The sequence below is a fragment of the Ruegeria lacuscaerulensis genome, assembly GCF_013031245.1.
GTDB lineage: Bacteria > Pseudomonadota > Alphaproteobacteria > Rhodobacterales > Rhodobacteraceae > Ruegeria > Ruegeria lacuscaerulensis_C.
The window spans coordinates 52,235-74,489 of sequence record NZ_WPZL01000016.1 but is presented as its reverse complement, the minus strand read 5'-3'; the positions used below and the strand labels follow the sequence as shown (position 1 = coordinate 74,489).

Here is a 22,255-nt window from a genome sequence, read left to right as displayed (position 1 = left end):
CAATGTCGCTCGCGGGTTCACCTCTTTCGCCGCAACGGCGCCGTTTCCTGCAGGATTCGGCGCGCGCGGCAGGCGGCTGCGCTGTAGCCGGATCGTTGCTGGCCTGGTTGGCCCGCGACGCCCGCGCCCTGCCAGCCGAGGCTCTGCGCCCGCCCGGCGCATTGCCTGAAGAGGAGTTCATGTCGGCCTGCATTCGCTGCGGGTTGTGCGTGCGGGAATGCCCTTACAACACGCTGAAGCTGGCCGAGTTGGGCGTTGATGCAACGGCGACCGGGACGCCCTATTTCACCGCGCGCGACATACCGTGTGAGATGTGTGACGATATTCCCTGTGTTGCTGCCTGCCCCACCGGCGCGCTGGATCCCGGGCTGGACAACATAGATGATGCGAAGATGGGGGTCGCCGTTCTGGTCGATCAGGAAAACTGCCTGAACTTCCTCGGCCTGCGCTGTGACGTCTGTTACCGCGTTTGTCCGTTGATCGACGAAGCGATTACGCTGGAAACCTCGCACAACCCGCGATCTGGTCACCATGCGATGTTCATCCCGACAGTTCACGCCGACCGCTGCACCGGCTGCGGCGTGTGCGAGAAAAGCTGCGTATTGCCCGAGGCAGCCATTAAAGTCCTGCCGGCCAGACTGGCGCGGGGAAGTGCAGCCGACCATTATCTGAAAGGCTGGGAAGAAAAGGACGCCAAAGGCGGCCCTGTTGTCGAGGGTATCATCGACCTGCCCGACCGCCTGCCTGGTCCGGGAACTGACAATCTGGTTACACCCGGCGGGTTCGCGCCCGACTACGATCTTCCGGGGGCTGGACAATGAGCGCCCGCACGCAAATACCCGTCGGACACGAGGCCGTTGAGGCCAAAGGTTGGGTCGGCGCACATAAATACCTGCTGCTGCGCCGGGCGAGCCAGCTGTTTTTTCTGGCGTTGTTCCTTCTGGGGCCGTGGTTTGGCATCTGGGTCGTGCAGGGCACACTTGCGGGATCGCTGACCTTTGGCGTATTGCCCCTCACTGACCCTTTTGTCCTGCTGCAGAGCTTCGTTGCCGGTCATTGGCCCGAACTGACTGCATTGATCGGCGGGTTGATCGTTCTGGCGGGCTATGCGCTGATCGGTGGTCGCGTCTATTGCTCGTGGGTGTGTCCGATCAATCCAGTGACAGATGCCGCCAATTGGCTGCATCGCCGCCTGGACCTGCCGAAAGGGTGGCAGCCGAAGCGTAGTTTGCGACTATGGATACTGGTCACGGTTCTGATCGTTTCCGGCCTGACAGGCGTGATCGCCTGGGAACTGATCAACCCGATCACCATGCTGCATCGCGGCCTGATCTTCGGCATGGGCTTCGTCTGGGCCATGATCGTTGCGATTTTCGTCTTCGACCTGTTTGTCGCACGTCATGGCTGGTGTGGCCACATCTGCCCGGTCGGCGCCTTTTATGGGCTGATCGGTGGCAAGGGCCTGTTACGGGTCAGCGCCTCAAACCGGGCGGCCTGTGACGACTGCATGGATTGCTATGCGGTCTGCCCGGAAAACCAGGTTATTTCGCCCGCTTTGAAAGGCAAGCCGGGGACGACACCCCTGATCCTGTCACCCGACTGCACCAGTTGCGGCCGCTGCATCGATGTATGTGCGGTTGATGTCTTTAAGTTTACTCACCGGTTCGACGATCAGATCGCCGCACCGTCCGATCCAGTTCCCGCGCCTGAACCGCGCGCAGCCAGACCTATCTAAGGGAGTGCCAAGATGAACAAGCCAATCCTGACAGGCGTCGCCGCCCTGATCCCCGTTTTGCTCCTGAGCGGGTTCGCTCTTGCGCAATCAGCCCAGGTGGAATCCCTGCGCGGGGCCGAAGTTGACGAACCGATTCCGCTCGACCAAATCCACAAGAATGTCGAAGGCCGGATGCAACGAAACTATCGCCAGCAGCCGCCGCTGATCCCGCACTCGGTCGAGCAATACCAGATCGATGTGCGCACAAATCAGTGCCTGTCCTGCCATGACTGGACCAAGGCGGGAGAGAGGAACGCTCCGACGCTGTCGATGACCCACTATCTGGACCGCGACGGCAACGAGCTGGATCACGTCGCAGGCACCCGTTATTTCTGTAACCAGTGTCACGTACCGCAGGCAGATGCACCAGCGTTGGTCGACAACGTGTTTGAACCCTCGTCCAACAATTAATCCGACGCTTGTCTGAAAGGAGCACCAAGATGGCAGACTCCCCCGAAAAACGCGGATGGATAGGCCGCATCTGGAACGCAATCTGGACACCGGCAGTCATGTTCAGTTCCGGTTTCCTGATCCTGGCCGGGTTTCTGGCCGGCATCCTGTTCTGGGGTGGGTTCCACTGGACTTTGGAACTGACCAATACCGAGGAGTTCTGTACCTCGTGCCACACGATGGAAACCAACCTCGGTGAATACCGCGAGACGATCCATTATAGCAACCATTCGGGGGTGCGGGCGATCTGTTCCGACTGCCACGTGCCACATGAATGGAACCACAAGATCAAAGCCAAGATCATGGCCGTCAAGGACGTCTATCATGAGCTGGCCGGTACCATCAGCACGCCTGAGAAATACGAAGAACATCGGTTGAGCATGGCCTCGGCGGTCTGGAAAAAGATGAAAGCCTCAGACAGCCGTGAATGCCGCAACTGCCACAATTTCGACTATATGGATTTCACCATTCAGGAAACCCGTGCCGCGTCCGAACACCAGCGCGCCATCGACAACAACATGACCTGTATCGACTGCCACCAGGGAATCGCGCACAGCCTCCCGCCGGATTATCTGGAAGAATACCAGAAAGTTACCGAAGAAGTGGCCAGCGAATCCAACGGCTCGTTGCCGCAACAGATCGCGGACGGTAGTGAAGAAATCCGGTCATACCTGACCACGCAGGCAGACTGAAAAGGGGCGAGATATGCTGGAATTTCTAGGAACCGTCGGTGCCAACATCATCGGCCTGCCGGGTATTCTTGGTCTGGCGCTGGGAATGATGACCCGACGCATCTGGCTGGGCGCAGTGATGGGAGGCCTGGTTGGCATTTTTGAGACGTTGGTTTTTGCCCATTGGGACTTTACCAAATTCGGGGCAAGCGATCTGTTGATTGCTGTGGTCATAGGATTATGCGCGGGAAGCCTGGGATCAGTAATCCGTATCAAAGGTGCAACGGTCTGATCTGATCGGCGTTTCGTCAGTCCAAACTTAGCCTGAGAGCATTCACCCGGCGCCAGTCGCCGGGTTGTTTTCAGTTTTCTTCCAATGCCTTTTCACGGACGCGTACCGATCTGAGACGTTTCCTTCGCAAAATATGACACTTGTACCGCCACAGTTTATTCTAGCAGGTGGGAATTGGGGTATCCTGATCCCATCCTCGATCCACGCTGTAATAGCCGATCAGTTAGTGGATAAACTGTTCATTGGAGTGGTTGTTCCCAGCCTGATGCCGTCGGGCCAGTACATTCTTTAGGCGATGGCCCGATACTTCCAAAGCTCCGAACCCGATAGAACAACGGAACTTGAGCCTGAGAAGGCTACCCTGCTCAGGAAAACACCAGCGCGCTCTTTGTGGCCGCAATCCACAATGGTCTGGACTGACCGACTGTGCACGAGTCCTGTTTGACCACTTTCAATGCCTCGGCCATGGTGGTCTGGACCATGTTCGGCGCGACCATCTCTGTCGACTATTACGTGCTGGAGGATGGTCAACAATTTGCACGAGAAGGATGCAGAACGCGGGTCATGGACGGTGGACCATCCTTATCGTCCTGCAGATCATTCCGGTGACCTGCTGCTGTTCCCTTGGATTGTTACTTGGCTTCCGAAACCGGTATATGGCCAGACGACTTGTGAGGGCGGCGTTTTATTGAGTTGTCGCCGCCCAGCCGAAACCAACATCGCTTGGATTAAATCAGGTGCCTACATTGACGACCATTTTTCCGAAATTGCCGCCGCCAAGTAGTTGGTAAAGAGCTTCGGGGGCATTCTCCAACCCTTCCACCATATGCTCTTTGTACTTGATAGAACCGTCCCTGATCCAACTCGTCATCTCCCGCCGAAACTCTTCGTAGACCGAACGCGGGAAACTGTCGAAAATGATGAAACCCTGCATTTTCACCTTCATGCGCAATACTGTGCCGATGATAACTGGCCCCATGTCGGGCCCTTCGGGAAGACCCGGCAAATTATACCATGCAACCACACCGCAGACTGGAACCCGCGCAAAAGGGTTTAGCAGCGGCAGGACAGCATACAGAACTTTGCCGGCAACGTTTTCAAAATAAACGTCAATTCCGTCGGGGCAGGCCTCTTTCAGCTGATCTGCAAAATCTGATGCCTTGTGGTCGATACAGGCATCAAAGCCCAGATTTTCAACGACATGAGCACATTTTTTCGCTCCACCTGCAACGCCCACCACTCGGCAGCCTTTCAGTTTTGCGATCTGACCGACAGTCGCGCCAACGGGCCCCGAAGCAGCAGCAACGACAACGGTTTCGCCCGGCTTAGGCTCTCCGATCTTCAACAGGCCCGCATAGGCGGTGTACCCGGGCATTCCTAAAACTCCCAACGACCAGGACGGGTTTTGCGGAGATTTGCCGAGGTTCAGTGTCTCGGTCCCGTCCGAGATCGCATAGTCCTGCCAACCGCTACCGGTCAGCACATAATCACCTTCCTCAAACCCCTCCAGATTGGACACGACAACCTGACCGACGACCTGAGCGGTCATGACCCCCCCAATGGCTACGGGTTCGGCATAGGACTTGGCGTCGTTCATGCGACCACGCATGTAAGGGTCCAACGAAAGATAGACCGTACGCACCAGCATTTCGTTTGCGCCGGGCGTCGGAACGTCAGCGGTGGTCATGCGCAGTGTATTGGCGTCCGGTTGACCCATTGGGCGTTCATTCAATACGATCTGTCGGTTGATCTCAGGGGATTGAGGCATGTCTGTGGTCCTGTGAGTACGGTTACACCAATTGGCTTATCCGAGGCGCGACTTCCCTTGCGGAAAAACTACGGTGAAATGGTGTTGCTGGTCGATAGTTTGATCTTGATCACCGACCTACCCAAGTCAAGGCGGGAAAAACAACGGGAAAACAGCAAATAAAACCATAGATGAACTGAGCCGGCGCATCTCATCCAGCCAGCTATATATGGTATTGCGGGCAAAATAAGTGACATAACAAAGAACCAGGCCAGTTACGTTCCGGCTAAGAACAATGCATTTATTCGTCGATTGAGCCGTCCCCTTTCGAGAAATCAGAAGTTAGACATGTGGGCGTAGCGCCGCAGAAAACGGAACGGGCGGAACGGGCTCAATCCGTCGGCTGATACCGCCCCTAAATCGAGAAAAAGACGAGAAAGCATATCAGGCCGTTGACCCCTCTGCTCGACGCGGCACTCGACGGCCTTGGGTTCGAACAACCGGTGTGATCCTGTGCGTGAGCGCCAGTATTGCAGCGACTGGTTCAGCCGGCAGAGATGTTACGTGGACATTCAGATCCATGCGGATCAGCAGAGTCTCCACCGTGCCGATCGTTCCGGTCATCCAGACGTTGCAACAGGTGACATTCCCGCAAGTTTGTTTTTACCGAGCAGAAAACGCAAAAAAAAACTTGATACACAGCTATTGCAGCACGGGACCAAATTGCGCCGTCTGCATCCAACGCAGGCCAATGGCCTTCTCACCAGACAACTTCCAGAACACGGCCAGCCCTATGAGCGTCGATTTCGTTGCGACCGGCAAGCGGGTACATTCCGATCGACGCGGAATGTCGGATGCCCTTCCGGAGGCGTTTCCGAGTGTTTCGGTTTCCAACCCACAGTTCGTCCAGTGCTGGCTCTTCATGACCTGCGATGTCGCAAGCACCGCGCCGAAGCTGGATCCGAACCTGAAGCAGAACATGTTTGGCCAAACTGTCACCTTGGTTGCCTCAAGTATGTTCATCTTCGTTCCGCGTATATCAGGCTCTACCCCGAAACGCCGTTGGGGTCTTTCCGAATTCAGACTTGAACGCCCGGGTCATGGCGCTCGCGTTTTCATAGCCACAGCGGCTTGCGATTTCCGCGATGGATTGTTCCGTTTCCTCCGCCAGCTTACGCGCCAAATTCAGGCGCAAACGTCGGTACAGCGCTTGCGGCGTGGTCTTGAGCTCAGCCTGAACCCGCATCTCGATCCTTTTTTGCGAGCATCCGATTTTTCGGGCAACCTCCTTAATCGACAGCGGGTTTTCCAGGTTCCCCTGCATGACGGTCAGGGCGCGGTTGACCAGTGTGTCTTCGGAATTCAGGGGATGTGCGTATTGATCGGCAGCGCCCCGGCTCATCAACAGATGGGCGACTTCCATTGACAGAAGCGGGCCGTGATCCCGCCGAATGAGGGCCGAGGCCAGGTCAAACGCCGCCATCGCCCCCGAGCATGTCATCCGGTTACCGTCGATTACGAACCGTTCCCGCACTGCTTCGACGGCGGGGAACGCCTCTTCGAATCTGGACATCTCATCCCAGTGAATCGTGGCGCGATAATCGTCCAGCAACCCGGCCCGGGCCAGCAACCAGCTTCCAGTGTCCAGACCCGCCAATTGTGCGTGTTTTCTGGCTGCCGACAGCAGCGCACGGATGGTTGGCCGGGTATCCAGCGTGAGGTATCCATAAGACGGCATGACAACCAGAACCTCACCGGTCTGATCGCTTAATGCACCATATGGCCTGACAACAAGACCGCTGGAGCTTTGGACAGGATTCCCGTCAAGCGAACAGAAACGCCACGCATACAACATGTGCCGCGCCAATGTATTGGCCGCGCGCAAAGGCTCGACCATGTTCGCGAGGCAATGGTTCGAGAATCCGTTGAACAGTGCAATGTTGTATCGTTGGGTCAAAATTTTCTAACTCTGCATGCTTTTTGGCTAACTCTGCATGTCATCAAGATGTGTCGTGACGTTTCATTCGTCAATCACATATCCAGGGAACCCGCGCCATGCAGTTTGGTCTGTCAGAAGAACAGGAAATGATCGTTTCAACTGTTCGCAGCTTCGTCGAAAACGAGATCTACCCGCACGAAGACGCGGTCGAGCGTAGTGGCTCTGTTCCGCCGGAACTGGGCAAAGAGATCAAGCAGAAGTGTATTGAGTTAGGCTTCTACGCCTGCAACTTCCCCGAAGAGGTCGGTGGCGCCGGTCTGTCCCATCTCGATTTCACCCTGGTCGAACGCGAGTTGGGCCGCGGGTCCATGGCGCTGACCCACTTCTTTGGCCGCCCGCAAAACATCCTGATGGCCTGCAATGACGAACAGCGCGAGCGTTACCTTTTGCCTGCCGTGCGTGGCGAAAGGATGGACGCGCTGGCGATGACCGAACCGGACGCAGGCTCGGATGTGCGCGGCATGAAATGCCAGGCTGTGCGCGATGGCGGTGACTGGGTCGTCAATGGCTCGAAACACTTCATTTCGGGCGCCGAGCACGCGGATTTCTTCATTGTTTTCATCGCCACCGGCGTGGACGAAACACCGAAAGGTCCGAAAAAGCGGATCACTACTTTCCTTGTGGATCGTGGTACTCCGGGCTTTGAAGTGCGCGAGGGCTATAACTCGGTCAGCCACAAGGGCTACAAGAACTATATCCTTTATTTTGACAACTGCCGCCTGCCCGACGCGCAGGTTCTGGGGGAAGTCGATGGCGGCTTTGCGGTGATGAACGAATGGCTTTATGCCACCCGCCTGACTGTTGCCGCATTCTCGGTCGGTCGCGCACGCCGCTGCTTTGACTATGCACTGAATTACGCTGCCGAGCGTAAGCAGTTCGGCCAGCCAATCGGCAAGTTCCAGGGCGTCGGCTTTCAGATCGCTGACATGATAACCGAGATCGACGCAGCGGACTGGCTGACTTTGGCCGCTGCCTGGCGTCTGGATCAGAACCTGCCCTCGAACCGCGAGATCGCATCGGCCAAACTGTATGCGTCCGAGACACTGGCGCGCGTCACGGACACGACCCTGCAGATCTTTGGCGGAATGGGATTGATGGACGACTTCCCGATCGAGCGTTTCTGGCGCGACGCACGCGTCGAGCGCATCTGGGACGGCACCAGCGAAATTCAGCGCCACATCATAAGCCGCGATCTTTTGCGCCCTTTAGGCGCATAAGGCCACGTCCCGGCGGGGAACGGTTTCAGCAGGTCACGCTCTCAGCCTGCTGGTCTGTTCTCCGCTGGGAGTATTCTAAAAGAAACGATCAGGACCGCGATGAACAAAGATCTTACCCGGCTGCTGCGTCCGAAAGCCATAGCCGTCATAGGCGGTGGTACGTGGTGCCAGCAGGTTATCCGGCAATCGGAACGCATGGGCTTTACCGGGCAGATTTGGCCGGTGCACCCCAAGGCAATTGAAATCGCCGGGCATGCGGTGTTTTCCAAACTCGAAGACCTGCCTGCCGTCCCGGATGCGGTTTTCGTTGGCATAAACCGACACGCCACGATCGAAGCTGTGCGGCTGCTGTCAGACATGGGTGCCGGTGGCGCGGTCTGCTTCGCCTCGGGTTTTTCCGAGGCGGTGGCCGAGGACGACTCGGGTGGAGACCTGCAGGATCAGCTGATTGCCGCTGCGGGCGACATGCCCATCCTGGGGCCAAATTGCTACGGATTCATCAACGCGCTGGATGGTGCGCTTCTGTGGCCGGACCAACACGGTGCAAAGCCGGTGGAAAAGGGTGTGGCGATCCTGACGCAAAGTTCGAACATTTCGATCAACCTGACAATGCAGAAACGGGGGCTGCCGATTGCCTATATGGTGACCTGCGGGAACATGGCCCAGACCAGTCAGGCGGAAATCGCGTCCGCATTGATCGACGATCCGCGCGTCACGGCGGTAGGCCTGCATGTCGAGGGGTTCAAGGACGTCCGTGAGTGGGAAGAACTGGCTGCCAAGGCATATCGAAAACGTATTCCCCTGATCGCACTCAAGGTTGGCGCGTCGGAACAGGCGCAGGCAGCGACCGTTTCGCACACTGCTTCTCTGGCGGGCAGTGACGCCGGCGCGCAGGCTCTGCTGGACCGGCTGGGTATTTCACGCCTGTCCGCTCTGCCCGAATTTCTGGAAACACTGAAACTACTACATTGTTATGGTCCGCTGCCGGGCGGCAACATCGCTTCGATCAGTTGTTCCGGGGGTGAGGCCAGTCTTATCGCCGATATGGCGGTGCGCACAGGATTGAATTTCCCACGTCTGACCGATGACAAAAAAGCGCGCTTGCGCGATGCGCTTGGGCCGATGGTCGCGCTGAACAATCCGCTGGATTATCACACCTATATCTGGCGGGACGAAGATGCGATGGCGAAGGCGTGGTCCGGAATGACCGGAGACGATATCGACCTTACATTCTCGATCGTCGATTACCCCACCACGGATCAGACGGATTGGGCTTGTGCGACATGCGCCGCGCTAAAGGTTCGCGACGAAACCAACGCACGTTTTGCCGTTGCAGCAACTTTGCCGGAACTCCTGCCCGAAGACGTGGCGCAAGACCTTATGGCAGGCGGTGTTGTTCCCCTGATGGGCCTACAGGAAGCCCTGTCCGCAGCACGCGCGGCAGGTCAGATTGCAGCGCCCGCATCTCATCCGGTTTGCCTGCCGGGAAAGGCCGAAGCGACGCATACCCTGACCGAAGGCGAAGCCAAACAGGAACTGGCCCGATGCGGTTTGCGCGTTCCACAAAACCGCACGGTGCGCAACCCGGGCGAAGCGCGGGCTGCCGCGCAGGAACTTGAAGCCCCGTTTGCGGTCAAGGGCGTCGGGCTGGCGCATAAATCGGAATATGCCGCGATACGTCTGGGTGTTCAGGTCGCGGATGTCGTCGATGTTGCGAACGATATCGACACCGAAGAGATCCTGATCGAAGAGATGATTACCGGTACAGTAGCCGAGTTGCTGGTGGGCGTTGTGCGGGACCCAGCGCACGGGTTCGTATTGACTCTGGGTGCGGGCGGTGTCCTGACTGAAGTGCTGCGCGACACGACATCCCTGTTGGTCCCAAGCACACAAGAAGACATCCAAGCCGCCCTCGGAAAACTGAAAATCGCTCCCTTGCTGGCGGGCTATCGCGGTCAGCCAGCGGCTGATATGGATGCGATTATCAACGCGATTCAAGCCGTTCAGACCTATGTGACACAAAACGCCGAAACGCTTTGCGAGGTCGAAATCAACCCGCTTCTCTGTACGCCGGACAAGGCCGTTGCAGTTGATGCCCTAATCAGAAAGGCCTGAGACATGGACCCGATTAAAACCCGCCGTGATGGGGCAATCCTCGAAGTGACGCTGGACCGACCCAAGGCAAATGCTATTGATCTGGCCACCAGCCAGATCATGGGTGAGGTCTTTGCTGAATTTCGCGACGACCCCGACTTGCGCGTCGCCATTGTGACCGGCGCAGGTGATAAGTTCTTTTGCCCCGGCTGGGACCTGAAAGCCGCAGCGGATGGCGATGCCGTTGACGGTGATTACGGTATCGGCGGGTTTGGTGGCCTGCAGGAGCTGCGCGATCTGAACAAGCCTGTCATCGCCGCCGTAAACGGCATCGCATGTGGTGGAGGTCTGGAACTGGCACTTTCGGCGGACATGATCCTGGCGGCTGAGCACGCCAGTTTTGCCCTCCCCGAAATCCGCTCGGGCACAGTTGCCGACGCGGCCAGCGTCAAGCTGCCCAAACGCATCCCCTATCACATTGCGATGGAGCTTCTGCTGACCGGGCGCTGGTTTGATGCCGAAGAGGCCAATCGGTGGGGACTGGTGAATGAGATTGTTCCGGCCGATCAGTTGACAGACCGCGCCTGGGAACTGGCCCGGCTGCTGGCGTCAGGCCCGCCACTGGTTTACGCAGCGATCAAGGAAGTCGTGCGCGATGCCGAGGACAGCAAGTTTCAGGATGCGATGAACCGCATCACCAATCGCCAGTTGCGCACGGTGGACGTTCTCTATGCCAGCGAAGATCAGTTGGAAGGCGCTCGCGCCTTTGCAGAAAAGCGCGCCCCGGTCTGGAAAGGAAAGTAAAGACGGTCAGCGCGGCGGAGGGGTCAACCATTGGGCTGACATGCCAAAATTGGAGTTTTTCAACTCCTGCCTGGCGATAGCCTGCAAGTGAACCTCATCCGGGCCATCGGCATACCGCAACGCACGCGCCCAAGTATAGCTGTCGGCCAGAGGTGTATCCGGCGTCATACCCATTGCTCCAAAGACCTGCATCGCGCGATCGGTCACAGTAGCATGCACGTTGGGTGCCACCACTTTGATCAGTGAGATTTCGCGGAAAGCTTCCTTTGCGCCGACCTGATCGATTTTCCATGCCGCTTTCAGGGTCAGCAAACGCGCCTGTTCGATTTCGAGCCGGGATTTCGCGATCCATTCACGGATGACGCCCTGTTCCGATAGTTGCTTGCCGAACGCCTTCCGCTCCTGAGCGCGTTCGACCATCAGCGCCAGCGCCATTTCCGCCGCCCCGATCGAGCGCATACAGTGGTGGATGCGTCCCGGCCCCAGCCGCGCCTGCGCCAGAGCAAAACCGCTGCCCTCTTCGCCCAATAGGTTGCTGGCGGGCACACGGGCATCTTTGAACAGCAGTTCGGCGTGGCCTTCGGGGTCATGCATGTTCAGGATTGTTGGGTTGCGTATGATATCGAAACCCGGCGCGTCCTTGGGAACGATGACCATACTCTGCTGCCTGCGCCGATCCGCATCGGGATCGGTTTTGCCCATGACGATGAACAGTTTTGTGTTCGGGTGGCAGGCATTGGTGATGAACCACTTGCGGCCGTTGATGACGTACTCATCCCCCTCACGCCGGATCGACGTGGTGATATTGGTCGCGTCCGAGCTGGCCACATCCGGCTCGGTCATCGCAAAGGCTGATCGGATTTCGCCATTCAGCAAGGGCACCAGCCATTTCTCGCGCTGCGCGGGCGTGGCGAACATGTGCAACAGCTCCATGTTGCCGGTATCTGGCGCATTGCAGTTGAACACTTCCGGGGACCAGCTCACCTGCCCCATCAGCTCGGCCAGTGGAGCATATTCCAGATTGGTCAGCCTTGTGCCCGGCTCATCGTCGCGCAAGCTGGGCAGGAACATGTTCCACAACCCTTCGGCCCTGGCCAGCGCCTTGAGGTCCTCCATGAACGTGACCGGAAATTTGCCCGCCTTGATTTCCTCTTTATGGTCGCGGATGCGCGGGTAGATATGTGCCGCCATAAATGCCTTCAGACGTTCCTGCATTTCCGCTGCGCGGAGCGATGGGGCAAAATCCATTGTGGTCCCTTTCAGTTAGTAACGCCTGCCTGTGAGATCTCCCTGAGCGCTTGCCGCGCCAGAGGGCCAACAAGGTTCTTGAAAGCCAGTGCGTTCTCATTCGACGCATTGCCCGCCAGGGCACGGCTATAGACACCTTGCGCAATTGCGGCCATGCGGAAGAACGAGAACGCCAGACAAGAAGTCCAGTTCTCTACCTTTGGTATCCCGCGCAGCGCGCAGTACCGGTCAATCATGTCAGCCTCGGATGGAATGTTGAGCGCCTTGCGGTCCTGCCCCTGCAGGCCCCGGATCAACCCGTTCGAAGGCAATCTGAGGCAGACGCAGAAATAGCTCAGATCGGCCAAAGGGTGGCCGAGAGTGGACAATTCCCAGTCCAGAACGGCGGCAATCCGAAGGACATCCGGGGCGAAAATGAAATTGTCGATACGGAAATCGCCATGAATCAGGCTGACCGATCCGTCATCGACCGGAAGGTTGCGGCCCAGCCAGTCCATCAGCCGCTCCATCTCGGGCAGGTTTTCGGTTTCCGCCGAACGGTACTGCTTGGTCCAGCGGCTGAATTGCCGTTCGAAATAGTTCCCCGGTTTACCGTAATCCGCCAGGCCGACTGCATTAACATCCACCGAATGCATCGCGGCCAGAACCCGGATTACCTCGTCGTAGAGGGGCGCGTGATCTTCAATCCCAAGTTCGGGCAGCGCCGGGTTCCAGAATATCCGGCCTTCTTTGTAGCCCATGACATAAAACATCGACCCGATGATATCGGTAACGTCACACAACACATAAGGCTTCGCGACCGGAACTTCGGTGTCATATAGCGCCTCAAGAACGCGGTATTCGCGGTCTATCGCATGGGCCGATGGCAGTAAATCACCGGGCGGCTTGCGCCGCAGCACGTATTTCGAGCCACCCGCGGACAGCAGATAGGTCGGGTTAGATTGCCCATCCGAAAACTTCTCATAGGTCAGAGGGCCGGAAAAATCGTCGATATTGCGCTCCAGATAGTTCGACAGGCGTTCGACATCGAGTTCCATGCCAGTAGAGGTCATAAAGGATTCTCCGTGATCCGCCGGGGTAACAAGCACTCTATCGCCGGTTAAGCCATCTGTTAAACTTACTTATATGATCATTGCCGCACATTCGGTGAAGGATTTGGCGATCAAACTCAATCAATCAGGCCTGAACCTTTTTGCCGTATTCGACACCACCTATGCCGAACATGAACTGACCCATGTGACACAACGACAGGTTTGACCACCCATTAGCACACGTCTGTTCCGGACGAGCCTGATCGACATTCACAGCCAGATTATCCTGCGAAAAATCGAGATTGCGGCTGGCCTGACTTCACTCTTCTTCCGGAACCGGGCGAGGCTGTCGATTCTCGTCAATGGCGACAATAGTGAACACGGCCTCTGTGACCTTTTCGCGGACACCGATTATCCCCCGCAAGACCCATGCCTCAATCGAGACAGCCATTGACGTGCGCCCGACCCGGACGACTTCGCCATAGATGCACAACACGTCACCGACCTTGACCGGGCGAATGAACTTCATTGCGTCAACCGCGATTGTGGCAACGCGACCCCGCGCCCGAGTGCCCGCGACGATCCCGCCGGCGATGTCCATCTGACTCAGTACCCAACCGCCAAAAATATCGCCATTTACGTTGACATCCGCCGGCATGGCCGCCGTGCGCAATGTCAGTTCACCCATTGGAGTTTCGTCGCTCATATCTGTGCCTTTTCGAACTTTTGCGCGGCTGTGGTCGCAGGCGTTTCCAGTACGTCGCGGGAAAGCCTGACAGCTTTGAACCAATGCTTCACACCGATTGACTCAGGTGGCAAGTCAGGACCATGGCCCGAGCGTCCTAACGCTGCTGATCAAAAAGTGACATGTACCAGAAAGTAGAGTCACAACCCGTCAAACGTCACGGTGACAGTTTTGCCCGCCCATCAGGCCCCAATATCCAGCACTCTGTTCCTTCGAATACGGCAGCCGTCAACGCGTGACCGTACCCTGCTCCGGTATCCAGATTGATGCGGTTTCCGTGGTGTTCCGGGTTGGAAACATGGCTATGTCCGTGAACAACCAACCACGGGTAAGACTCTTTGTGGTCCAAAAACTCATCACGAATCCAGATCAGATCGTCGTGGTCCTGCTGACCCAGATCGATACCTGGTCTAATGCCCGCATGTACGAACAGAAGCTCGCCCTCCTGATGAAAGGGCTTTAGCCCGCTCAGAAAGTCGATATGGGCCTGCGGGACGACCTCTTTGGCCCTGGCGTGGATTTGATAAATCCGATCCCCATCTGCAACCCTTACGCCGTAAGATTGCAGCGTTTCAATCCCGCCGATCCGGGGGTGAAGCCAGTGATAGCCGAGCAGAAGCCGCGCATCGTTGCGCGGATAGTCTTCCAGGAACATTGCACACATCTGGTCATGGTTCCCACGCAGGAAGATCCAGTTTCTCCCTTCGACCTGACCCTGAACGAGCAAATCCAGAATTTCGCGGCTATGCGCCCCCCGGTCCGTGTAATCGCCAATAAAGACGATCCTGGCGTCGGAACCTCCATCTTTTTCGATGCGAGACAGCACGTCTTCGAGCATCCCCAACTGACCGTGAATATCCCCAATGGCATAAATGTTTTCAGGCATAACGCTTTTTCTGCTTAGTGCTTTTGGATGGGCAAAGCCCTTTTTAGGCTTCACTCAGACCAGTCGATTTTGAGTTCTTCACGGTAGGCGAAACGAACAAGATGGTCCTCAATCACATTCTGCCATCGGGCCAGATCGCCTCGCGGACCGGTCACCGCCGCAACGGTCAGCTTGTTGTCATCAGCCTTCAGTGTGACACTACTTCCGTCCGGGAAGGACACGTGGCCCTCATCCGCATCAAAGTTCACTTCGGCCTTGTGGGACCAGTGCTTGCAAAGCTGCTGCAGGTATTTTCTTGCCGAGGCCGTCCGCGCCACACCCGAAACACTTTGATCCGGCAACAGGCTCAGCCCGTTTTCAGCCGAAGCGCGCATGTTTCTGGCAAAGAGCGTTACGTCGATTTCCGTGGCAACAAAGGTGGCGCCAAGCTCGACGCAGGCTTTTTGCATCCCGGGATCCAGTGTGAGGATACCCGCAGCCTTGCCCGCCGCAACGATCTTGCGCAGGCCATTTAACACTTCGGGCTTGACGTCTTCCGCGCCTGCATTCCCGATAAAGCCCATATCAGCGGCCAGGTCGGACGGGCCGATAAAAACGCCGTCAACGCCGTCTACCGTCAGGATGTCGTCCAGCGCGGCCATGCCTGCCCGGTTTTCGACCTGCAACAGCAGGCATATTTCATCCCGCGCGGTTGTAAGGTAATCGCCAATGGCCGCGAATTGCGACGCGCGCGCCAGAGCAGAGCCAACACCCCGCACACCATGTGGCGGATAGGTAACCGCTTTGACCAGTTCGCGGGCCTGATCGGCGCTTTCGACCATGGGAATCAATAAGGTCTGTGCGCCAGCATCAAGCAATTGCTTGACCACCCAGGTTTCACCGATGGGCGGCCGGACAATGGCGTGGCTGTCATAGGCTGCGATAACCTGAAGCTGCCCGGTTATGGAGCGCAGATCATTCGGCGCGTGTTCGGCATCCACCAACAGCCAGTCAAAACCGGCGGTGGCGCTTATTTCAGCCACATACGGATCCGCCAAACCCAGCCAGCAACCAATTTGCAATTCCCCTTTTGCAAGCGCGGCCTTGAAGGGGTTTTTGGGCGCGGGCATGGCGGTATTCCTTATGCGAAATTTATATCGACCGAGCCGAAAAACCCAAAGTCGGCGTGGATTTTCGTGCCCGAGGGGCATTCGACGGGCCGGATGAAGCTGCCCGACAGGATCACCTGACCGGGTTCGATGCTCTGGCCGTATTGCGCCATGCGGCGGGCCAGCCAGACCACGCTTTCGACCGGATCATTCAGCACACCTGCGCCTAAGCCCGTTTCCTCGACCTCGCCGTTGCGGAAAGTCAGCGCGCCGACCCAGCGCAGATCAAAGGCATCGACCGCGTGACGCTCGGCGCCCAGCACGATGCCCGCATTGGCGGCGTTGTCGCTGATCGTATCAAAGACGGTGCGCGCTTTGTTCGTTTCCGGATCAACCCGCTGAATGCGCGTGTCGAGGATTTCGATCGACGGCGCGACATAGTCGGTGGCCGAGATAATATTGTCACGCGTGACGTATTCACCACCAACTGCGGATTTCATCACAAAGGCGATCTCGGCCTCAATCCGGGGCTGGATGAAGCGGCCCGCAGGCACGGTGCTGCCATTGTCGAACGCCATGTCGTCGAACAGAATTCCACTGTCGGGAATATCGATGTTCAGTGCGTATTGCATCGCTTTCGAGGTCAGCCCGATCTTCCAGCCGATCACACTGCGCCCCTCGGCCAGTTTCTGGCGGTAGATGGCCTTCTGTACCTCATAGGCGTCGTCCATACCCATCCCGGGGTGGCGCAGTGTCAGCAGGCCGATCTGTTCGCGGCTGCGCTCGGCTTGCAGCAGATCGGCGGCAGCACTGGCGTGATCGTCCGCAGTCATCGGGGGGGTCATACCTGTTCGTCCTCGATACTGTTGCGCAGGGTGCCGATACCGTCGACCGAGATTTCCACCACGTCACCGGGGGCCAGGTATTTCGGCGGGTCAAACCGCGCACCTGCGCCAGTGGGGGTGCCGGTGACGATGATGTCGCCGGGCTGCAGCGTCATGAATGTCGAGATATATTCGATCTCGCGCCGGATCGGGAACATCATACGGTTCAGGGTGTCGTCCTGGCGCAATTCGCCATTCACACGGGTCTGAATGCGGGCGTCATCCAGTTGCGCCGCGTCGGTGAAGGGAACCAGCCACGGGCCGATGGCACCGGAACGGTCCCAGTTCTTGCCCTGCGTGACGTTGAACTTGGCGTGGCGCACCCAGTCGCGGATCGTGCCTTCGTTACACAGAGTCAGCGCGGCAATGTGGTCATAGGCGTCGGCCTGAGAAATCCGGCGCCCGGTTTTGCCGATCACTATCGCCACTTCACCCTCATAATCCAGCGTGGGGTTTTCCGGCGGACGGATCAGCGGGCGGTCATGACCGGTAAAGCCGCTGGCAAAGCGGGGGAACAGAGACATGTATTTCGGTTGCGCGCTGCCATCTTTGTATTCGGCGTTGCGGTCAGGAAAGTTCACCCCCACGCAGAGAATGCGCCGCACGTCGGGCATCACCATCTCATAGGTGAAATCCGTATGAGTCACAGGTTTGCCCGCTGCCGCCCCGGCCAGTTGATCGAACGCGCCTGCTGCAATCACTTCATAAAGGCTGGCGTGCTCGGGAAAATCACCGTTCAATGCAGTCGCGCCTTCATCGGTGATGGCCCCAAAAAAGGTCTCACCATCGGCGGTGTAGGTGGCAAATTTCATGAGAGCTTCCCCCAAACTTCGCGGATGACTGTTGCAGCCATCAGCACGTCATCTCGTGTTGTATCGAATTGCCCGACCTGAAACCGAATGATCTTACGACCGTCAAACATACCTTGTGTCAGGTAAATCCGGCCGTCTTCGTTCAGGGCATCGACCAGCCTTTGCTGCGTGTCATCGTCACCGGGACAACGAAAGGAAAACAGGCTGAGGATCGGGCCGGTCGTGATTTCAAACCCGTCCATTGCCCCGATCAACTCTGCCAGTTCCTGCGCCCAGGCAACATGATTCCGAATCCGCGTGCGCAGTCCTTCCAACCCGTATGAGCGTAAGAGGAACCAGATTTTCAACGCCCGGAACCGGCGACCCAGAGGAATGGTCCATTCCGAATAGTTCGTAACATCCGCACCAGTGGTCTTAAGGTATTCGGGCTCGATTTTCAGAGTGTCCAGCTGCGGCTTTGCGTCTTTCAGGAACTGGATGGCACAGTCGAATTGTGCGCCCAACCATTTATGCGGATTGAAGACGATGCTGTCATAACGATCCGCCCCGGACCATAACGCGTCGCGGAATTCCGGACAGATCATGGCCGATCCAGCCCATGCGGCGTCCAAATGGGTATAGAGGTCGTATTTCCGCGCGATATCAGCCACTGCGTTCAGGTCATCGCAGGCCCCGACACCAGTACCACCCGTGATCGCAATGATGCCAGCCGGAATGTGACCAGCTGTAATGTCAGCTTGAATAGCGGCCTCCAGCGCAATTGCATCAATTGCAAATGTGGGACCATTCGCAGGCAGTTTAACCAGATTGTTCTCACCGATCCCGGCAACCCAGCATGCCCGATCAATCGACGAATGAACCTGATCCGAGCAATAGATCCGCAATGCACCCTTAGTGTTCAACCCATCCCGATTGCCCGTGAACCCGGTGGCCCGCTCACGCATGGTCAGAACAGCGGACAATGTAGCCGACGACGCACTGTCCTGAATGACCCCGGTCATGCCGCCGGGCAACCCGAGCGCCTGGCGCAACCAATCGACCATGACACCTTCAACCTCGGTGGCTGCTGGCGAGGTCTGCCACAACATGCATTGCGCGGCGATCGTGGTCACCAGCATTTCTGCCAGCATGGATGGTGGTGCGGCATTGGCCGGAAAGTACGCAAAAAAGCGAGGATGCTGCCAGTGGGTCATGCCCGGCATCACGATCCGCTCGAAATCGGCCATGATGGCTTCCATAGGTTGCCCGGTTTCAGGCGGCGCTTCTTCAAGCTGGCACGAGATTTCTCCCGGCGCAGTTTGTGCCCTTACCGGGCGTTCTGCCAGTGTTTGGTGGTAGTTGGCAGCCCATCTGGAAATGTGCTGCCCCCAATGCGAAAACTCGTCCCAGTTCATCAGCCAACCTTCTTCTGCGGCTGGAAATCCTCGCGGGAGGCGTCGACGAAGTGGACAGGATCGTCTAAACGCAGGTCTGCCATTTTTTTCCCTTTCCCCGTGTTGGTGTCAGACAGACAAGTCGACTTTTGCCTGACTCTTTCCCGAAGTTCCCAATTGCGGGAAGTAGCTATCAATCTCACCGTTGCAGAAGCCCAAATACACAGAATAACAGGGAGTGCTGATCCGTGCATTTGTTGGCGCAGTCCGGAAATAACTCACTGGACCGGGAATATGACATTGGTTTGGCCTGTTCCAGAGCTGGGGAAGTACTCGGTCACAACTTCACATTTTTTGTCATACGCGTCCCAACCCAGCGCACCATAAAGCATCGACGTGTCATGCATCGAGCCTTCGCCGCAGCAGAAATTGGCGTAATCTCCCAGCATCTTGAGGAAGGTGGCATGATCGCCGTTCTTCCACATCTCCAGCACGTGCAGATCCATTTGTCGGTTGAATTCCGAGCTGATGGTGAAGGTGCCGTTGTTGGCGGCATAGTCCTTGTTGGCCCAGATCTTGTGTGACAGAGACCCAGAGGCGACCAGCAGGACCTTTTCGTCGCTGGCCTCAATGGCTTCGCGGATGGCCTCACCCACAATGCGGCTTTCATCATGGCTGTGGACTGTAGCCCACGCCGCAACCGAAACGACCTTCATGTCATGCTCGCGGCTCATAAACCGCATCGGAACCAGCGTACCATATTCCAGTTCAAGGCTGTCGAGGTGATGCGCCAACGTATAGGCACCCTTGTCCGACGCGATTTTCGCAATCGCGTCGCCCAGTTCCGGGTGGCCCTGATAGGAATAAGGAAGATCCTGAATAAACTGGGGGAATTCGTTTGAGGTAAACACGCCCTCGAATTTGTCGTTGGCGTTGATGTGAAAACCGGCGTTGATCACCCAGTGAGTGTCGCAGATGACCACTGTGGTCGCGCCCAGTTCTTTGGCGCGTCGCGCGATTTCCCTGTGACCGTCAATCGCGGGCTGGCGTTTACCTTTGATTGGCCCATCCTGCTCGGACATGAGCAGTGTGGGGACGTGGGTCATCTTGGCGGCAAGTACGAGTTCTCCCATAATTTCCTCCTGGAGTTTAGAGTATGCTGCGCGAGTCCTGACAGGCTGGTCGTTACAGTTTGCCCAATTGCATAATTTTGTGCTGACCTGTCGCAAATCCGATGTGTTTTTGTTCCATGTAGAATTCGAAACTCCAGTCGCCGCCGTCGCGACCGATGCCCGAGGCCTTGACCCCGCCGAACGGGGTGGGCAGGTGGCGGACATTTTCCGAATTCACCCAGATCATCCCGGCCTCAAGCTTGTCGGTAAAGCGCAGCGCACGGCTCAGGTCGTTGGTCCAGACATAGCCGGTCAGGCCATAAGCCGTGTCATTGGCCATCGCCAGCGCCTCATCTTCGGTGCTGAAGGGGATGGAGGTCAGGACCGGCCCAAATATCTCTTCCTGGGCAATGCGCATCTTGTTGTTAGCATTGGTGAACACGGTGGGTCGCACGAAATAGCCCTGGTCGCCCAGCTTTACACCACCGGCGGCAACGGTCGCGCCGTCCTCTTTGGCGATGTCAAAATAGCTGGTGACCTTATTGTAGTGTTCTTCGGTGACCAGCGGCCCGATTTCTGTCGCCGGGTCCAGCGGGTGGCCGACTTTGATGTTGTTGACCCGTTCGATCAGCCTGGCCTCGAACTCTTCTTTGATCGTGTCCTGGATCAGCAGGCGCGAGGACGAGGTGCAGCGCTCGCCGTTGATCGAGAAGATCATGAAGATCACAGCATCCAGGGCCCGGTCCAGATCCGCGTCGTCAAACACGACAACCGGATTCTTACCGCCCAGTTCCAGATGCATCCGCTTCAACGTATCGGCGCCCTGTTTGGTGATGATACTGCCGGTGCGGCTTTCGCCGACAAAGGCGATAGCCTTGATCGCGGGGTGCTCGGTCAGGCGTTTGCCCGCGTCATGGCCATAGCCGTTTACGGTGTTCAGCACACCTTTGGGCAGGCCGGCCTCTTCGGCAATCTCAACCAGAAGACGCGCCGACAAAGGCGAATCCTCGGCCGGCTTGTGAACCACTGTACAACCGGCCGCCAGCGCCGGCGCGATTTTCCACGTCGACAGCATGAAGGGTGTATTCCACGGGGTGATCACACCAACCGGGCCGATGGGCGTGCGTGTGGTGACATTCATCAGCGTCGGTGATTTCAGATGCTGGCCGTCCCGCGCCTGTACCACCTGATCGGCGAAGTAGCGGAAGTTCTCGGCCCCACGGAGCGCCGCCTTGGACATGAAGCGCAGGGTCTGGCCGGTGTCCCAGCATTCGCAGAGAGCGATTTCCTCGGCGCGCGCTTCGATGGCGTCGGCGACGTTCAGCAGGATGCGGCGGCGTTCCGTCGCGGGCATGTCGCGCCAGGCTGGAAACGCCTCAGCAGCGGCGGTTGCGGCGGCGTCCACGTCGGATTCGTTGCCGCGCGCCACGTCGCAGATTACGGATTTGTCGACGGGCGAAATGGATTGAAAAACACCAGCGGCGCCATCACGATCCTCGCCCGCGATACGGTTCCGGATGCCCGTTTCCTTGAACCGATTCAGAAAGCCGGCCAGTTTTTCGATGTTTTCGTCAAGCACGCTCATGTTCAGCTCCGCAGATGGTCTCGAATGGTGCCCGTTTTGGGCGAAAGGTCGGGGTTGATGTCGCGCATTTCGAGCGACAGCGCGATCGGGTGTTCCTTCATGGCCGGAGCCAGAAATTCGCGGCAAGCTTCGAAAATGGTCTGTGTTGCGTCTTGCTTGACTTCTCCCGAGCGGCCCGCACGCAGCCGGATGGATATATCGACAAAGCCATGCGCGGGGTTTCCATCCGCAATTGCGTAATGGTCAACACGCGTCGCCCGCACCCGTATTCCCGCCACGGGAAAGGTGTCGATCTTTGCCGCAGTCGCTCGGATGCGTTCGCACAAGCCGCTCATGTCGACCCGATCTTCCAGATTACCGGAATATTCGACGTGGAAGTGTGGCATGTCTTCCCCTCTTAATTATTAACATGTTTAGTAAATTGAATCGCATCCGTCAAGAAC

At 57.5% G+C, this 22,255-nt stretch carries 22 protein-coding genes; 8 read left to right on the top strand and 14 right to left on the bottom strand.

The features are described 5' to 3' along the window. Nucleotides 1–2: 2 nt before the first annotated feature. The 5 genes from napG to GOX66_RS16880 are packed head-to-tail and all read left to right on the top strand — an operon-like array spanning nt 3 to nt 3,187. Nucleotides 3–821, top strand: a complete 819-nt coding sequence (gene napG, locus GOX66_RS16900; RefSeq protein ID WP_170763912.1) for a ferredoxin-type protein NapG — start codon at nt 3–5, stop codon at nt 819–821. Beyond that, nucleotides 818–1,735, top strand: a complete 918-nt coding sequence (gene napH, locus GOX66_RS16895; RefSeq protein WP_170763911.1) for a quinol dehydrogenase ferredoxin subunit NapH — start codon at nt 818–820, stop codon at nt 1,733–1,735. The genes napG and napH overlap by 4 nt, the downstream gene beginning before the upstream one ends. Before the next feature lie 12 nt (nt 1,736–1,747). Beyond that, nucleotides 1,748–2,185, top strand: a complete 438-nt coding sequence (locus tag GOX66_RS16890) for a nitrate reductase cytochrome c-type subunit (RefSeq protein ID WP_170763910.1) — start codon at nt 1,748–1,750, stop codon at nt 2,183–2,185. A gap of 29 nt (nt 2,186–2,214) precedes the next feature. Next, entirely contained in the window at nt 2,215–2,916 is a 702-nt protein-coding gene (locus tag GOX66_RS16885; protein ID WP_170763909.1) for a NapC/NirT family cytochrome c, read from the top strand. Between the two features lie 13 nt (nt 2,917–2,929). After that, nucleotides 2,930–3,187 carry a hypothetical protein gene (locus GOX66_RS16880; protein WP_170763908.1) on the top strand — a complete coding sequence of 86 codons (258 nt, stop codon included), beginning with the start codon at nt 2,930–2,932 and terminating at the stop codon, nt 3,185–3,187. Nucleotides 3,188–3,920: 733 nt separating this feature from the next. On the opposite strand, the gene GOX66_RS16875 is transcribed toward GOX66_RS16880, so the two are convergent. From GOX66_RS16875 to GOX66_RS16865, 3 genes are all read right to left on the bottom strand, one after another. Next, the gene (locus tag GOX66_RS16875) at nt 3,921–4,955 is read right to left on the bottom strand and encodes an NADP-dependent oxidoreductase (protein ID WP_170763907.1); all 1,035 of its coding nucleotides are present in this window, start codon (nt 4,953–4,955) and stop codon (nt 3,921–3,923) included. Between the two features lie 681 nt (nt 4,956–5,636). Beyond that, complete coding sequence (locus GOX66_RS16870; protein WP_170763906.1) at nt 5,637–5,957, bottom strand: hypothetical protein; 321 nt, start codon at nt 5,955–5,957, stop codon at nt 5,637–5,639. Nucleotides 5,958–5,973: 16 nt separating this feature from the next. Beyond that, complete coding sequence (locus GOX66_RS16865; RefSeq protein WP_237212647.1) at nt 5,974–6,891, bottom strand: GlxA family transcriptional regulator; 918 nt, start codon at nt 6,889–6,891, stop codon at nt 5,974–5,976. A 98-nt stretch (nt 6,892–6,989) separates the two neighbouring features. Between GOX66_RS16865 and GOX66_RS16860 the strand changes: the two genes are divergently transcribed. From GOX66_RS16860 to GOX66_RS16850, 3 genes are all read left to right on the top strand, one after another. Further along, nucleotides 6,990–8,150 (top strand): acyl-CoA dehydrogenase family protein, encoded by a 1,161-nt coding sequence (locus tag GOX66_RS16860; RefSeq protein WP_170763905.1) that lies wholly within the window; start codon nt 6,990–6,992, stop codon nt 8,148–8,150. A gap of 99 nt (nt 8,151–8,249) precedes the next feature. Next, nucleotides 8,250–10,265 carry an acetate--CoA ligase family protein gene (locus GOX66_RS16855; protein WP_170763904.1) on the top strand — a complete coding sequence of 672 codons (2,016 nt, stop codon included), beginning with the start codon at nt 8,250–8,252 and terminating at the stop codon, nt 10,263–10,265. 3 nt (nt 10,266–10,268) lie between these two features. Continuing rightward, on the top strand, nt 10,269–11,048 hold the full coding sequence (locus GOX66_RS16850) for a carnitinyl-CoA dehydratase (protein ID WP_170763903.1): 780 nt from the start codon (nt 10,269–10,271) through the stop codon (nt 11,046–11,048). 6 nt (nt 11,049–11,054) lie between these two features. On the opposite strand, the gene GOX66_RS16845 is transcribed toward GOX66_RS16850, so the two are convergent. From GOX66_RS16845 to GOX66_RS16795, 11 genes are all read right to left on the bottom strand, one after another. Then, entirely contained in the window at nt 11,055–12,296 is a 1,242-nt protein-coding gene (locus tag GOX66_RS16845) for an acyl-CoA dehydrogenase family protein (protein ID WP_170763902.1), read from the bottom strand. Nucleotides 12,297–12,307: 11 nt separating this feature from the next. Then, nucleotides 12,308–13,348: a phosphotransferase family protein gene (locus tag GOX66_RS16840; protein WP_170763901.1), complete on the bottom strand. Its 1,041-nt coding sequence runs from the start codon at nt 13,346–13,348 to the stop codon at nt 12,308–12,310. Between the two features lie 298 nt (nt 13,349–13,646). Further along, nucleotides 13,647–14,033, bottom strand: a complete 387-nt coding sequence (locus GOX66_RS16835) for an acyl-CoA thioesterase (RefSeq protein ID WP_170763900.1) — start codon at nt 14,031–14,033, stop codon at nt 13,647–13,649. Between the two features lie 196 nt (nt 14,034–14,229). Continuing rightward, nucleotides 14,230–14,958 carry a metallophosphoesterase family protein gene (locus GOX66_RS16830; protein WP_170763899.1) on the bottom strand — a complete coding sequence of 243 codons (729 nt, stop codon included), beginning with the start codon at nt 14,956–14,958 and terminating at the stop codon, nt 14,230–14,232. 50 nt (nt 14,959–15,008) lie between these two features. Next, nucleotides 15,009–16,067 (bottom strand): aldolase/citrate lyase family protein, encoded by a 1,059-nt coding sequence (locus GOX66_RS16825; protein WP_170763898.1) that lies wholly within the window; start codon nt 16,065–16,067, stop codon nt 15,009–15,011. 11 nt (nt 16,068–16,078) lie between these two features. Then, complete coding sequence (hpaH, locus tag GOX66_RS16820; protein ID WP_170763934.1) at nt 16,079–16,879, bottom strand: 2-oxo-hept-4-ene-1,7-dioate hydratase; 801 nt, start codon at nt 16,877–16,879, stop codon at nt 16,079–16,081. A gap of 8 nt (nt 16,880–16,887) precedes the next feature. Further along, entirely contained in the window at nt 16,888–17,742 is an 855-nt protein-coding gene (locus GOX66_RS16815) for a fumarylacetoacetate hydrolase family protein (protein WP_170763897.1), read from the bottom strand. After that, nucleotides 17,739–19,136: a pyridoxal phosphate-dependent decarboxylase family protein gene (locus GOX66_RS16810; RefSeq protein WP_170763896.1), complete on the bottom strand. Its 1,398-nt coding sequence runs from the start codon at nt 19,134–19,136 to the stop codon at nt 17,739–17,741. Before GOX66_RS16810 ends, GOX66_RS16815 begins: the two co-directional genes overlap by 4 nt. 257 nt (nt 19,137–19,393) lie before the next feature. Beyond that, the gene (gene hpaD, locus GOX66_RS16805; protein WP_170763895.1) at nt 19,394–20,248 is read right to left on the bottom strand and encodes a 3,4-dihydroxyphenylacetate 2,3-dioxygenase; all 855 of its coding nucleotides are present in this window, start codon (nt 20,246–20,248) and stop codon (nt 19,394–19,396) included. Nucleotides 20,249–20,300: 52 nt separating this feature from the next. Further along, nucleotides 20,301–21,812: a 5-carboxymethyl-2-hydroxymuconate semialdehyde dehydrogenase gene (hpaE, locus tag GOX66_RS16800; RefSeq protein ID WP_170763894.1), complete on the bottom strand. Its 1,512-nt coding sequence runs from the start codon at nt 21,810–21,812 to the stop codon at nt 20,301–20,303. Between the two features lie 2 nt (nt 21,813–21,814). Then, on the bottom strand, nt 21,815–22,198 hold the full coding sequence (locus tag GOX66_RS16795) for a 5-carboxymethyl-2-hydroxymuconate Delta-isomerase (protein WP_170763893.1): 384 nt from the start codon (nt 22,196–22,198) through the stop codon (nt 21,815–21,817). Between the last annotated feature and the right edge of the window lie 57 nt (nt 22,199–22,255).